Annotated in this window: 8 protein-coding genes and 1 pseudogene; 5 read left to right on the top strand and 4 right to left on the bottom strand. The window is 62.3% G+C overall.

The annotated features are described in order from the left end of the window. Position 1: 1 nt before the first annotated feature. Together AC5Y5C_RS01335 and AC5Y5C_RS01340 are read left to right on the top strand one after the other, a co-directional pair. A pseudogene (locus tag AC5Y5C_RS01335) lies at positions 2-8047 on the top strand (amino acid adenylation domain-containing protein); the annotation flags it as partial. A gap of 61 nt (positions 8048-8108) precedes the next feature. Then, complete coding sequence (locus tag AC5Y5C_RS01340; RefSeq protein WP_499968316.1) at positions 8109-8783, top strand: methyltransferase family protein; 675 nt, start codon at positions 8109-8111, stop codon at positions 8781-8783. Between the two features lie 3 nt (positions 8784-8786). Here the strand turns inward: AC5Y5C_RS01340 and AC5Y5C_RS01345 are convergent, their stop codons facing one another. The 4 genes from AC5Y5C_RS01345 to AC5Y5C_RS01360 form a co-directional block, all read right to left on the bottom strand. Continuing rightward, entirely contained in the window at positions 8787-9230 is a 444-nt protein-coding gene (locus AC5Y5C_RS01345) for a hypothetical protein (RefSeq protein ID WP_499968318.1), read from the bottom strand. Positions 9231-9274: 44 nt separating this feature from the next. After that, positions 9275-9892: a TetR/AcrR family transcriptional regulator gene (locus AC5Y5C_RS01350; protein WP_499969284.1), complete on the bottom strand. Its 618-nt coding sequence runs from the start codon at positions 9890-9892 to the stop codon at positions 9275-9277. A gap of 224 nt (positions 9893-10116) precedes the next feature. Beyond that, positions 10117-11349: a glycosyltransferase gene (locus AC5Y5C_RS01355; RefSeq protein ID WP_499968320.1), complete on the bottom strand. Its 1233-nt coding sequence runs from the start codon at positions 11347-11349 to the stop codon at positions 10117-10119. Then, the gene (locus tag AC5Y5C_RS01360; protein WP_499968322.1) at positions 11349-11993 is read right to left on the bottom strand and encodes a TetR/AcrR family transcriptional regulator; all 645 of its coding nucleotides are present in this window, start codon (positions 11991-11993) and stop codon (positions 11349-11351) included. The genes AC5Y5C_RS01355 and AC5Y5C_RS01360 overlap by 1 nt, the downstream gene beginning before the upstream one ends. Before the next feature lie 253 nt (positions 11994-12246). Between AC5Y5C_RS01360 and AC5Y5C_RS01365 the strand changes: the two genes are divergently transcribed. From AC5Y5C_RS01365 to AC5Y5C_RS01375, 3 genes are all read left to right on the top strand, one after another. Next, a complete protein-coding gene (locus tag AC5Y5C_RS01365; protein WP_499968324.1) occupies positions 12247-12528 on the top strand; it encodes a hypothetical protein in 282 nt (93 codons plus the stop codon). 49 nt (positions 12529-12577) lie between these two features. Continuing rightward, positions 12578-12880 carry a hypothetical protein gene (locus AC5Y5C_RS01370; RefSeq protein WP_499968326.1) on the top strand — a complete coding sequence of 101 codons (303 nt, stop codon included), beginning with the start codon at positions 12578-12580 and terminating at the stop codon, positions 12878-12880. A 713-nt stretch (positions 12881-13593) separates the two neighbouring features. Continuing rightward, positions 13594-14103 (top strand): C40 family peptidase, encoded by a 510-nt coding sequence (locus tag AC5Y5C_RS01375; RefSeq protein ID WP_499968328.1) that lies wholly within the window; start codon positions 13594-13596, stop codon positions 14101-14103. Positions 14104-14177 lie beyond the last annotated feature (74 nt).

The following is a 14177-nucleotide window of genomic DNA, read 5'->3' on the forward strand; positions in this document are numbered from 1 at the left end:
TGTGTCGATTCCGGCGTTGTTCGCCGAGCAGGTGGCACGTCACCCGGGCGCGGTCGCGGCCAGCTTCGGTGGCAGCCACGTGTCGTACCGTGGGCTCGACGAGGCCTCGACTCGGTTGGCGCACTGGCTCCTTACTCATGGTGTGGGTCCGGGGCAGAAGGTCGCTTTACTGTTCTCGCGGTCGGTTGAGGCAGTTGTGGCGATCCTGGGAGTGCTGAAGACCGGTGCGTCGTATGTGCCGATTGACCCAGCGGTGCCGGATACGCGGTTGGAGTTCGTGCTGGCCGATGCTGGGCTGTTGGTTGCGGTCACTACCGCCGATCTGGCGAGCCGACTGGATGGACGCGGGTTGGTGGTCATTGACGTCGGCGACGTCCCGGCCGATGCCGACACTGCGGCAGATGATGGACGGCCAACATTGGTGGCGCCCCGCGGCGATGACATCGCGTATGTGATCTATACCTCCGGAACCACCGGTGTTCCGAAAGGTGTTGCCATTCCGCACCATAATGTGACGCGGTTGATTGAGGCAATTGACGTCAAGCTTGAGTTGTCGCCCGGACAGGTTTGGTCGCAGTGCCATTCATTGGCCTTCGATTTCTCGGTGTGGGAGATCTTCGGTGCGCTGCTGCACGGTGGGCGGCTGGTAGTGGTTTCGGATTCGGTGGTGCGGTCACCTGAACAGTTCCATGCGCTGCTTGCCGATGAATGCGTCAGTGTATTGAGTCAGACACCGTCGGCCTTCTATGCGTTGCAGACTGTGGACGCGGCCCGGCCGCAGGGCCGGCGGCTCGATCTCGCGGCGGTGATCTTCGGCGGGGAGGCCTTAGAGCCTCAGCGTCTGAGGGGGTGGTTCGAGGATCATCCAGAGTCGCCGAGATTGATAAACATGTATGGGATTACCGAGACGACAGTGCATGCCTCGTTCCGTGAGATCGTTGTCGGTGATGTCCACGGTGCGGAGAGTCCGATCGGGGCGCCCTTGGAACATCTGGCGTTTGCGGTCCTCGACGATTGGATGCAGCCGGTAACGGTTGACGTGGTCGGCGAATTGTATGTGGCCGGTTCGGCGTTGGGTTATGGCTATCTGAGGCGTGCGCCGTTGACCACCACCAGATTTGTGGCCTGTCCGTTCGGGGAGCCGGGTAGCAGGATGTATCGCACCGGAGATCTGGTGTGTTGGAGGTCTGACGGGCAGCTGCGATATCTGGGCCGCGCCGACGAGCAGGTCAAGATCCGCGGACATCGCATCGAACTCGGCGAAATCCAGTCGGTATTAATGGGTTTCGAAGGAGTCGGCCAGGCTATCGTGATCGCCCGCGAAGATCGTCCGGGCGACAGGCGATTGGTTGCCTACATCACCGGTACCGCCGATCCCGCGGAGTTGCGTGCAGCGTTGGCCGACCGGTTGCCCACCTACATGGTTCCTGTCGCAGTGGTCTCCTTGTCGAGTTTTCCGTTGACGGTCAACGGAAAACTCGACAAGAACGCCCTACCGGCTCCGGAGTATCAGTCCATTGATCAATACCGTGCCCCGGCTAATCCCACTGAGGAGATCCTGGCCGGAATCTATGCCCAAGTTCTGGGCCTGGACCGTGTTGGCGTCGATGACTCATTCTTCGACCTGGGTGGGGACTCATTGTTGGCGATGCGTCTGGTCGCCGCGCTCAATCGATCCATGGATGCGGGCCTAGAAGAGCGCGCGGTGTTCGACGCTCCCACGGTCGCACAACTGATGCTTCGGATAGGCGGTGAGGAGGGTCGGCTGGAACCTCTCATCGCTGGCGAGCGGCCGGTGGTGATGCCATTGTCTTTTGCGCAAAGCCGACTCTGGTTTATCGACCAATTACACGGGCCTTCACCGGTTTACAACCTTGCGGTTGGACTGCGCCTGCAGGGATTCCTTGATGAGGACGCGCTGGGTGCGGCGTTCACGGACGTGCTGGAGCGTCATGAGAGCCTGCGCACGCTGTTTCCCGCAGTCGACGGGAAGCCCCAGCAGTTGGTCGTGGCGGCCGAGGATATCGAGTTCGACTGGAATGTCGTGGACGCTTCCGGGTGGTCGGCGGGCCGGCTAGAGGGATCGATTGCGGAATCGGCGCGGCACAGTTTTCACCTGTCCACTGAGATCCCGGTGAAGGCAAGACTTTTCCGCACCGCCGAGGATGATCACGTACTGGTGGCGGTGGTGCACCATATCGCCGCGGACGGTTGGTCCATCACCCCGCTGGTGGCCGACTTGGGCGTGGCCTACACCAACCGGCGTGCGGGGCAGGCCCCCGATTGGAAGCCGTTGGCGGTCCAATACGCCGATTACACACTCTGGCAGCGGGGGCAGCTGGGCGTGCTCGACGACAGCGAGAGCCGCATCTCCCGGCAACTGACCTTCTGGGAAGAAGCGCTCGCCGGGCTGCCCGAGCGCTTGGCGCTGCCGACCGACCGTCCGTACCCGCTGGTGGCCGACCAACGCGGCTCCAGAGTGGACGTGAGCTGGCCTGCCGATCTGCAGCAGCGGATCAATCGACTGGCCCGCGAACATAACGCGACCAGTTTCATGGTCATGCAGGCGGCCATGGCAGTGCTCTTTTCCAAACTTAGCTCGAGTTCCGATGTGGCGGTGGGATTCCCGATTGCCGGACGCCGCGATCCGGCGCTGGATGAATTGGTCGGGTTCTTCGTCAACACGCTGGTACTGCGGGTCGACTTAGCAGGAGATCCCAGCGTTACCGATGTGCTGGCTCAGGTGCGGGCCCGCAGTTTGGGTGCTTTCGAGAATCAGGACGTGCCGTTCGAGGTCCTCGTCGAGCGATTGAACCCGACTCGGTCTCTGGCCCATCACCCCTTGGTGCAGGTGATGTTGGCTTGGCAAAATGTACCCGGACAGGTCGGCGATTCCCGCGGCGCAGTGGCGTTAGCGGATCTGCAGCTTACTCAGCTACCGCTGGACACGCACTCGGCCCGCATGGATCTGTCGTTCTCATTGTCCGAGTCGTGGACCGAATCGGGTGAGGCCGACGGGATTTCGGGGACGGTGGAGTTTCGTACCGATGTGTTCGAGACCGGCAGCGTCGAGACTCTGATCGATCGGTTGCAACGGGTGCTGGAGGCGATGACTGCCGACGACACCCGGTTGTTGTCGGCGATCGATGTGTTGGCCGCTGGAGAGCTTGCTCAGTTGGATGGCTGGGGCAATAGGGCCGAACTAGCCAGGCTCGAGATCCCGGTGTCGATCCCCGCATTGTTCGCGCAGCAGGTGGCTCGGGTGCCCGCGGCGGTGGCAGTCTGTTTCGGCGGCAGCCATCTGTCATATCTGGAATTGGATGAGGCTTCGAACAGGCTGGCGCACTTACTAATCCAGTATGGCGTGGGTCCTGGCCAGCGGGTGCTCCTGCTGTGCTCGCGGTCGGTTGAGGCAATCGTGGCGATTCTGGGAGTTCTCAAAACCGGTGCGGCCTATGTGCCGATCGATCCGGCGGTGCCGGATACACGGCTGGAATTCGTAGTTGCCGATGCCGAGCCGCTTGTCGCGGTGACCACCGCCGATCTGATGGATCGGTTGGATGGGTACGGGGTTGTGGTTGTCGACATCGACGACCCGGCTGTTGACGCCCAGCCCGTCAGCGCGCCGTCGGTGGGACCGACCGCCGAAGACGTCGCCTACGTGATCTATACCTCGGGGACTACGGGCGTGCCTAAAGGTGTTGCCATTCCACATCGGAATGTGGCCCGCCTGCTGGGAGCACTTGACGCCGACCTGGAGCTCTCGGCGGGTCAGGTGTGGGCGCAGAGCCACTCGTTGGCTTTCGATTTCTCGGTGTGGGAGATCTTCGGTGCCCTGCTGCATGGTGGGCGGCTGGTAATCGTGTCCGAATCGGTGGTGCGGTCGCCCGAAGAGTTCCACGCCTTGCTGGTAGACGAGCAGGTCAGTGTATTGAGTCAGACACCGTCGGCGTTCTATGCACTGCAAGCCGTGGATGCGATGACAGCCGAGTCCGCGGGTCAGCTCGGTGTTGAGGTGGTGGTATTCGGCGGGGAGGCATTGGAACCGCAGCGTTTGAAGCCGTGGCGGGACCGGCACCCGCTGCTGCCACGGTTGATCAATATGTATGGGATCACGGAGACGACGGTGCATGCCTCGTTCCGTGATATCACCGCCGCCGATCTTGAGGCTACGGCCAGCCCGATCGGTGTGCCACTGGCGCATCTGGGGTTTGCCGTGCTCGACGGATGGTTGCGGCCGGTACCGGTCGGGGTGATTGGCGAGTTGTATGTGGCAGGAGCTGGTTTGGGCCATGGCTATGTGGGCAGGACCGGCTTGACGGCTTCTCGGTTTGTGGCCTGCCCGTTCGGGACGCCGGGAGCGCGGATGTACCGCACCGGCGACTTGGTGTCCTGGGGACATAGCGGCGAACTGCGGTACGTGGGGCGTGCCGATGAGCAGGTGAAGATCCGCGGACATCGGATTGAACTCGGTGAGATCCATTCAGCATTAACGGAACTGGACGGGGTTGAACAGGCAGTTGTGATTGCCCGGGAGGATCGTCCGGGCGATAGGCGTCTGGTCGGCTACATCACCGGCACGGCCGACGCGGGCAAGATCCGCGCACAGCTGGCCGAGTGTCTCCCCAGTTACATGGTGCCGGCCGCAGTGGTTGCTCTGGCGGCCGTGCCGTTGACGGTCAACGGCAAGATCGATAAAAAAGCCTTGCCCGCACCGGAATACACCGATGTGGATCATTATCGCGCCCCGGCGACTGTCGTCGAGGAGATCCTGGCCGGCATCTACGCTCAAGTTCTGGGTCTGGACCGGGTTGGCGTCGACGACTCGTTCTTCGATCTGGGTGGGGATAGCATTTCTGCCATCCAGGTGGTGTGGCGAGCGCATAATGCCGGTCTGGTCGGTCGGCCACGCGATATTTTCGTGCAGCAGACCGTAGCCCGGCTGGCACGGGTGGTCAGGATCGCCGACGGTACCGACAGTGTTGTCGACGAAGGCCTCGGGCCGGTGGTGGCAACCCCGATAATGCAGTGGTTGAAGGGGATTGACGGCCCGATTGCCGAGTTCAATCAGACCGTGGTGCTGCAATCACCGACCGGTGTCACCGAGGCGGCCGTGGTCCTCATGTTGCAGGCCTTGCTGGATCGGCATGCGATGCTGCGGTTGCGCGCCGGGGACGATGGTGCCGGTGGTTGGTCATTGATGGTGCCCGAGCCTGGTGCGGTCGATGCACGCGAGTGCCTGCAATCGGTGCACACTTTGACCGATGAGGCAGTGGTGGGGGCGCGGTCTCGGTTGAACCCGGCCGCCGGCGTGATGCTGAGCGCGCTGTGGGTAACTGCCACGAGCCAGCTGGTGTTGGTCGTTCACCATCTGGCCGTCGACGGAGTGTCGTGGCGGATTCTATTGGAGGACTTGACCATCGCCTCGACTCAGCTGCGTGGCGGGCAGGAGGTGCTGTTACCGCCGGCGGGGACATCGTTCCAGCGGTGGGCCGATCGGCTGGCCGAACACGCGCGCCATCCCGAAGTAGTGCGCGAGGCGGATGCCTGGCGGCGGATAGGGACGATCCCGTCAGGCTTGGCCGCACCGCAACCGGCTGAGGATACCTTTGCCACGGCCGGATACCTGACCGAGTTTCTCGATGCCGAGACCACGCACATGCTGCTTGGTGAGGTGCCGGCGGCATTTCACGCCGGGGTGCACGAGATCTTGTTGATCGCCTTTGCCTTGGCATGGGCACAGCACCTCGGGACTGGCGGTGCTCCGATCGCCATCGATGTCGAGGGCCATGGGCGCCACGAGGAATTGGCGGATCCGGATGGAGCCGCGGATCGCGGTGTCGAACTGTCGCGCACGGTGGGGTGGTTCACCACCAAATACCCGGTCTCGTTGGCGGTCGGGGGGTTGCGCTGGACACAGGTCGTGGCTGGAGACGCGGCGCTGGGGACGGTGATCAAAGATGCCAAGGAGCAGCTTCGGCATCTACCTGACGGCCTGACCTACGGTCTGCTGCGCTACCTCAACCCGGATGTGGATCTGCCTGCATCCGACCCGGCAATCGGGTTCAACTATCTCGGGCGGCTGGGGGCTCCGGCGGCCTATGCATCCGGAGATGTATGGCGCTTCAGTCAAGAGGGCTTGTCCCTGACCGGCGCCGCCGGCGCGATGCCCATCGCGCTCCCGCACACCGTGGAGCTCAACGCGGTCACCATCGACACCGACACCGGCCCACATCTGAACGCCACCTGGACCTGGGCGCCGACAGCACTGGATCGCATGGCGGTTACCCGGATCAACCGGCTGTGGTTTGACGCGCTGGCCGGTATCTGCGCGCATGTGCGAAGGGGCGGCGGTGGATTGACGCCGTCGGACATCGTCCCTGCCCGGCTTAGCCAGCAGCAGATCGATGGGTTGCAGAATCAATTCCCGATCGCCGATGTGCTACCGCTGACCCCGTTGCAACAGGGTCTGCTCTATCACGCCGGCATCGCGAACTGCTCCGGTGATGACGTGTATGCGGTGCAGTTCGATATCGCGATGAGTGGCTCGCTCGACGCGGAGCGACTCGGCGATGCGGTGCAGGCAGTGGTCGGGAGGCATCCGCACCTTGCTGCGCGCTTCTCCGAACAGTTCGAGCACCCGGTACAAATCATTCCCGCCGACCCCGCGGTGCCCTGGCGATACGTCGAGTTGGACACGGAAGGGACTGGTCTCGACATCGCTGAGCAGATCGAACAGATCTGCATCGCTGAACGCGCCGCCGTCTGCGATCTCGCCGAGCAGCCGGCATTTCGGGCGGCGCTCATCCGTATCGCGGATGAGCGGCATCGGTTCGTGCTCACCAACCACCACATCGTGCTCGACGGCTGGTCGATGCCGATACTCATGCAGGAGATATTCGCCGCCTATCACGGGCTGCGATTGCCTCCGGCCGCGTCGTATCGCAGCTTCGTAACCTGGCTGTCCGAACGGGATCACGACGCCGCTCGTGCGGCCTGGCGCCAGGCGTTGGACGGGTTCGAAACTCCCATTCTCGTTGGTCCGCCGCAGAAGTTGCAGTTTGGACGGCGAAGCGTCGACTCGTTTAGGGTGCCCGCCAAGACCACCCGCGCGCTCACCAAGCTGGCGCGCTCGCATCAGACGACCGTCAGCATCGTGCTGCAGGGCGCCTGGGCGCTGCTGCTGAGCTCGGTGACCGGCCATCACGATGTCGCGTTCGGTTCGACGGTCTCGGGGCGTCCGGCCGAGGTCCTCGGCGCGGAATCGATGGTGGGACTCTTGATCAATACGGTGCCGGTGCGGGCGATCGTCGCTCCGACTACCACTACCTCAGATCTGTTGCATCAGCTCCAAAATGCGCATAACGACACTCTCGAGCACCAGCACCTGGCGCTCAGTGATATTCATCGGATCACCGGCCAGGAAAGACTGTTCGACACCGTCTTTGTTTACGAGAACTACCCGACCGATACCGGGACGGCAGCGGAGATCGAGGGTTTGGCCATCACTGGTTTCAGTAGTCGTGACTACTACCATTATCCCATCGCCGTGCAGGCCGGACCTGGTCGTGAATTGGAACTTCGGGTCCAGTACGACACCGATGTGTTCGACGCGGAGCGCATTGAGGAGCTGATCGAGCGGTTCAAGCAGGTGCTGGTGTCGATGACGGCTCACCCGGGCCGCACGCTGTCGTCGCTGGATCTATCGGGCGGGGCCGGGCGCATGCGGTGGAGCGGGTGGAGCAACGCGACCGCGTCGACGCCGGGGGTAGCGGTTGGCGAGGTCCGCGACACCAGCGGGACCTATTGTCCTCCGGCTACTTTGAACGAACAGATTCTGTCCAGCATCTTCGCTCATGTGCTGGGGATGGACCGGGTCGGGGTTGAAGAGTCGTTCTTTGACCTGGGCGGTAATTCGCTTGGGGCGATGCGTGTGGTCGCCGCCATCAACACGGCCCTGGACGCCAACCTCACGATGCTCGCGTTGTTCGACGCGCCATCAGTCAGAAGTTTGGCCCAGCAGTTGGCAGACAGTTCTACTCGATGAGTACAGATTCCGCCGTGAGTGTGGCCGGTGCTCGATGTCGTGATGAACGACTGGAGGATCTGTGAGAGCCGTCGCGCGTGTGCTGTCGTTGGGGCTCATTGAGCTTGCCGTGTTCGGCTCGGTGCTGTTCTTGCTGGCGGGAACGTTCAACTACTGGCAAGTGTGGGTCTTTCTGGTGGTGTTCGCGCTGTCGACATGGATACCCACCGTGTATCTGCAGCAGGCCAATCCGGCTGCGCACGAGCGGCGCAAGCACGCGGGGCCAGTGGCAGAGTCCCGAACGGTGCAAAAGGTCCTTATCGGCGGCTGGTACGCGTCGCTGGCAGCGATGGTCGCGATCAGCGCGCTGGATCATCGCTTTAGCTGGTCGTCGGTGCCATCGGCGATATGCGCCATGGGTGATGTCCTGGTGGCCGTTGGGCTGGGTGTCACCAGCCTCGTGGTCATTCAGAACAGCTTCGCGGCCTCCACGGTGCAGGTGGAGACGGGACAGACTGTCGTCTCCACCGGCCTCTACGGGCTGGTGCGCCACCCCATGTACACCGGCAACGTGATCACCATTGTGGGGTTTCCCCTGGCACTCGGCTCGTACTGGGGACTGGTCTCCGTCGTCCCGGGCCTGGCAGCACTCATCGTGCGCATTCGTGACGAAGAGCGGCTGCTCGTCGAGCAATTGGACGGATACCGCGAGTACGCGCAGAACGCACGCTATCGCCTGGTGCCGTACGTGTGGTGACTGTCACGAAAACCATTGGGCACGTATGAATCCAGAAAGGAGAACCGCGAACCCGCCCATTTCGCCGATGATGAGTAGGACCATCGCTACATGCAAGCCGGGCCTGGGCTCTTCGAATTGATTGGTGGTGTCGCGTAAAGCTCCGTGCACCACGTAGCTGAGGATCGCCGCTACAAAGAAGAACACCAGCACCATTGCGGCAGTGAGGTTTACCCAGCTGGGCCATGCACTCAACTCGACGAATGCCGCGGTGAGTAGCGTGGCGAACGCATAGAGCAGTGCGGCCCGATGTGCGGTATCGACATACGGGTGAGCGAGATGATGTGGGCTCGTAACCATCTGGCGGTATTTCCACACTCCCAGTCCCAGGGCGAATAGGAAGATCAGCCCGGCCGCGAGAAGTGTTACGGCGGTGTCGGTGCTGAGCAGGTATCCGGCGCTCGTCATCACGTGACCCTACTGCGTGGTGACGTCACCAACGCCGCGCCCGGCTACTTGTCGTGAAGGTGCTCAAGTCCGGTGACGAGGAGCCCGAGTCCGAAGTCGAACTCCTCGTCGAGCGGGACGAGGAGCGCGCCGCCGGTGGCGAGTGTCGAGGGAAAGTCCGCCATGTCGAGACGGTCGACGAATCGGGTCAGCATCGCGATATCAGCCTCGCTGGCTCGGTGTTCTGCGCCTATCTGAGTGGCGAATCCCAGCACGTAGCGCCCTAGTGTCGCGTAGATGCGGCCCGCTTCCGCGGGGGTGAACCCGGCCTTGAGGCTGAGGCTCAGGGTGCGCTCGCGGATCATGAAGACATTGGGTCCGACAGGCAGTTGGTCGGCCAGCAGCATGGCCACGTTCGGATGGCGGCGTAATGCGTCGAACATTGCGCGTGCGGTGACGGTGCACACGTGCTGCCACGGCATTGCCGCGAGCTTGTCGTCATCGAAGTCGACCTCACCGAATACCCGATCGACGACGTGCGCGACAAGCTCGGTGCGGCTCGTGAAATGCCGGTAGATGGTTGCCGTCCCGGAATCGAGCCTACGTGCCAGCATGCGCATGGACAGCGCTTCGCCGCCCTCCTCGTCCACGATCCGCAGCGCCGCGTCGACGATCGAATCCATGGGCAAGCGTGGGCGGCCGCGCGTACGCCGCTCGTCGGTCACATCGGCCAGTATGTTCCTCTTGACACCGCGGGGCAATTACGGCAACACTGTTGCCGTAATTGTGTAGCAGGTATGACCAGGGAACCGCGACCGAGTTCACACCGCGCCGCTGACGTGGACTGACTTACGAGGGGTGTCGCGGACTTCCTCGGTCAATCCTGCCAAGGCCCGCGATAGCACTCTCAGCCCAGCAATCGGTCAACGGCGGCGGCAACGTGGGCGGCACCCTCCTCGGCGGCGATGACCTCCGCGGCCCGACGGACCCGGCTCTTGAGCTCACGGTCGATGACGGCGGTGCGGATGGCGCCGGCAAGCGGTTCAACCGTCAGTGCCCGTTGTGAGATGGTGCCGGCGCTCAATCCGAGATCTCGGAGCCGTCGAGCCCAGAACGGTTGATCGCCCAGACCCGGCACGGCGACAGTAGGTACTCCGGCGCGCAGCCCGGCAGCGGTCGTCCCGGCGCCGCAATGGTGCACCACCGCGGCCATCTGAGGAAAGAGCCAGCTGTGTGGCAGCTCGCCCACCGTTACGACGGCATCGTCATCGGCATTGATTCCCGCCCACCCTGTTTGCACGATGCCTCGCATGCCCACACGGTGGAGCGCATCCCGGACCAGCTCCGATATACGCACTGCCTGAGCGGCCGAGGTCATCGTGCTCCCGAAGCCGATAAACACCGGAGGATCACCTGCGGCGAGAAAGTCGACCAACGCGGGCGATGGTTGCCATTGCGGATCGGTTTCCGGCCACCAGTATCCGGTGACCTCCAAGCCCCGTCGCCAGTCCGGTGGTCGCGGCACGATGTGTGGCGAGAAGCCATGCAGAACAATCCATTCCGATGCCATCCGGTTCCGGCGCAGCTGTCTGGCGGATATCTTGGGAAGGGCGAGGTCTCGCCGGAAGCCAGCGGCAACGCCCCCATAGAGGTGATCGAAAAGCCAGGTCCCGGCGTGGGATGCCAGACGATTGCCTGCCCATCCGGCGGACCAGGCTCCGAGGGGTGCCGGGGGAAACTCGGCGGTCGCAGAGCAGGGTTGTAGCCGGATCCCCATGGAGGGAATGCCTTTCGCTTCGGCAAGTGGATGCCCAGCCAGCTCGGCGAACGGCGATAACAGCAGGAGGTCAGTGGGCACGTCGTGAATGGCACTCAGCAGTGCGCTGCCGAGTGATCGCATACCTCGCGGGGCAAGGAAGTCCGCGAGCTCCTTCGTGATGTTGACATCGGCATTCCCCGATGGCGTGGCCGGTCCCGGGATGCCACGAAAATCCAACCCAGAGTGGGATATCAAGGAGCTGAAGCGGTCATACGCGGCGAGTGTCACATGGTGCCCGGCCTGACGTAAGCGGGTACCGATGCCGGTCAACGGTGCGACGTCACCATGGCTGCCGAGAGCGGCGATGACGATACGAGCCATTACACCCTCCGTACTACGCGGCGGAACATCTTCACCAGGTCCTCGGCGTAGCCCGGTGTATCGAACTCGGGGTCCTGGAGGATCTTCTCGACGACGGCATTGACGGATCCCCGTAGTGCTATCGCAGTGGAATCGACTGGAAAAGAGGAGAATTCGCCGGTCTTCTGGCCTGCGCGGAGAATGGCTGACGGGTCGAGCCGGGTCAATTGTTCGGCCAGCTCAGGGGTGAGGCCCAGTTCGCCGAGGCGTCTTCCGGCGCTGGGTTTGTAACTTGTGCCGAGCTGCGCCAGCGCGGCTAGCTGAATCCGGTGAGTATCGAAATAGCTGATGCTGGAACGGATGTAGGTTGCAAGCTTGTCCGTCTGGGTCCGCGCCCGGTCAACCTCGGGGGCCACCGCCGCGACTCCCGACCGGTACATCGAGGCGATCACCTCCTCGATGAGTCCGTCCTTGGAGCCGAAGTGATACAGCACCACGCTCATCGCGATACCGGCGCGCTCGGCGATCTTTCGGATTGAGGTCTGCGGATAGCCGACCTCCGCGATGACGTCGATAGCGCACGCGACGATCTGATCGCGGCGAGCGACCTCGGTGAAGGTGCGTTCCGGACCGGATTTAGATCGCATGATCGAACTATAGATCAATTGATCTAGGGCGGCGTGCCCATTTGCGCAGGTTAACGATGGGTTAACGGCTATACACCATCATGCCCGCACCCTAACCCCCATGGGGTACTCTGAGATTTAGCTGAGAATCAGCCGAGGATCTCATAAATTGGGAACCAGGTGAACCTTGAAGCCGTTGAACTGGGTGAATGCATCAACGTTGATGTCTTTGGCAAGTGATGTTCGCTTCCTAGGCCATTAGCAAGATGACCGAGCGGAAAGGAAACACCACGTGAAAAAGTCACTCGCTGCAATCCTCGGAGGTGCGGGCATAGCTGTGGCCGCCGCTGTCATGGGTGCCCCAGTCGCCTTGGCGGGCCCGACCCCTCCTCCGGTCTGCTACGCCAACGAGACCAGTGTCAATGCCACGGAGTTGCGTCCCTGCGTGACTCCGGGCGATGTCGTTTACGAGCAGGGTGTGCACCAACCGACCTATGAGGGCGCCAACCCGTTGGTCCCTCTCGGTACCAATCCGCATGTCCCATACGGCACCAACAAGAACAACGCTTCGTAACTAGATGTAACTCAGCTTCATCTTCGACGACGCAGAAGGAGCAACAATCATGAAGAAGATCGCAACCGCAGCGGTGGTACTCGCTGCCGCGGGGCTGTCCCTGGCGACGGCCGGCGCTGCCTTGGCCGGTCCCGCGGCAGACCCGGACTCCGTCATTAGTGACCTCAAGTCCAACGGATACCGAGTGATCATCACCAAGGTGGGGTCGGACCATCCGTCGCAGTGCACTGTTCAGGGAGTGTCACAGCAGTCTGGCGTTCAGAATGTGCAGCCGGGGCGCAACATGCGCAACCAGCCGACGACGGTTCCCACAGCGGGACAAAAGGTCGCGTACGTCACGCTGGCTTGCTGACTGCTCCCACGGGTGGTGGCGACACCTGGCGGTGAGTGGTCTGCCAACGATCCTCACACCGTGTCGCCACTACTCCGATGAAGAAGATTGAGCCCACGGGTCGAGTGTTTCGACTGCTCCCGGAGGGCAATTGGAGGACCGTCCGTTGCCGCTCCGCTCTCAGGCCAGCCGCCATGATTGAAGCGGGAGTTGTTGCAGCGCCGTCCATCGTCTTGCGCGGCGGGATCCGCCGTTCTTTGAAACCGTTGTGGCTAAATTCTTTTCAGGACGTCGCGCACCCGGGTGGGCAGTCGGATATTTGGCGGTAGCGGCCTAACACCTGAAAAGCGGTCTTGATGTCCAATTTCAAACCACACGAGGAGGTGCGCTACGCGGAATGAGGTAGCGCGCAGGCCATCCCACAGAGTGGGATGCGTGTCGCGAAAAAGGTGGGATGGGTAACAGAAAATTTCCTGCGTTAATAAAGAGTTGCGCGAATGTGTAGGAAAAGTGACCAATGTGGGTAGCGTGCAGCAAATTTCGATTGAAGTCGACGAGCATTCAACAAACTGACCGTGTCCTGCGGGTTTGTTCGATTGGACGAACGAGTATGTGTGCACTACCGTAATCAGTAAGGCATTGGCGGAGAGTAATTCTCGCCATAATTCACAGCAAATATGATGCAAGCCACATATTTTGGTAGGCCGTCAAGCTCGTTGTTAGCGTGCGGTCTCATGTCTGATCTCGCTGCTTTGCTGGCGTTTATCCATCAGGTCTCGGGTACGCCGTATGTCTCGGGCGGGGACTCCGCACGGGGCACCGACTGCTCCGGTCTGGCCTCCTGGGTGTCCAACGTCGCCACCGATCGCCCCGCGTTCGGTTCTCGGTTCAACACCGGCAACCAGGAGCGCGCGCTTCTCGCACGTGGTTTCAAGTACGGCACCGCTCCTGGTGCACTGGTGATCGGCTGGAACGGTGGTCACACCGCTGTCACGCTGCCCGATGGCACTCCCGTGTCCAGTGGCGAGGGAGGTGGCGTCAAGATCGGCGGTGGCGGTGCCTATCAGTCGCAGTTCAAGCGTCATATGTACCTGCCGATCGACAACGCGGACGAGGCCACCCCGTTGGATGTGCCTGCCCATGTGGAGGGTCCCGAGGTGATCCCCGCGTCGGTGCTCGCGCCGCAGCCCGAGTCGGCACCGGCCGAGGAAGCTCCCGCAGAAGCGGACTCCGTCGAGATCTAGAGGGATCTCCAACCCCTCGGTGCGGCAACACAATTGGGTGTACTGGTGTTGTCGCTCACTCCTCCCGTTGGGTG

The organism is Mycobacterium sp. NGS15 (genome assembly GCF_059813245.1).

What these genes read in the sequence shown, in the direction of transcription:
- AC5Y5C_RS01345 (WP_499968318.1), bottom strand. Translation starts at nt 9,230, where the DNA reads ATGACGAGCGCCGGATACCTGCTCAGCACCGACACCGCCGTAACACTT.
- AC5Y5C_RS01350 (WP_499969284.1), bottom strand. Translation starts at nt 9,892, where the DNA reads ATGGATTCGATCGTCGACGCGGCGCTGCGGATCGTGGACGAGGAGGGC.
- AC5Y5C_RS01355 (WP_499968320.1), bottom strand. Translation starts at nt 11,349, where the DNA reads ATGGCTCGTATCGTCATCGCCGCTCTCGGCAGCCATGGTGACGTCGCA.
- AC5Y5C_RS01370 (WP_499968326.1), top strand. Translation starts at nt 12,578, where the DNA reads ATGAAGAAGATCGCAACCGCAGCGGTGGTACTCGCTGCCGCGGGGCTG.
- AC5Y5C_RS01375 (WP_499968328.1), top strand. Translation starts at nt 13,594, where the DNA reads ATGTCTGATCTCGCTGCTTTGCTGGCGTTTATCCATCAGGTCTCGGGT.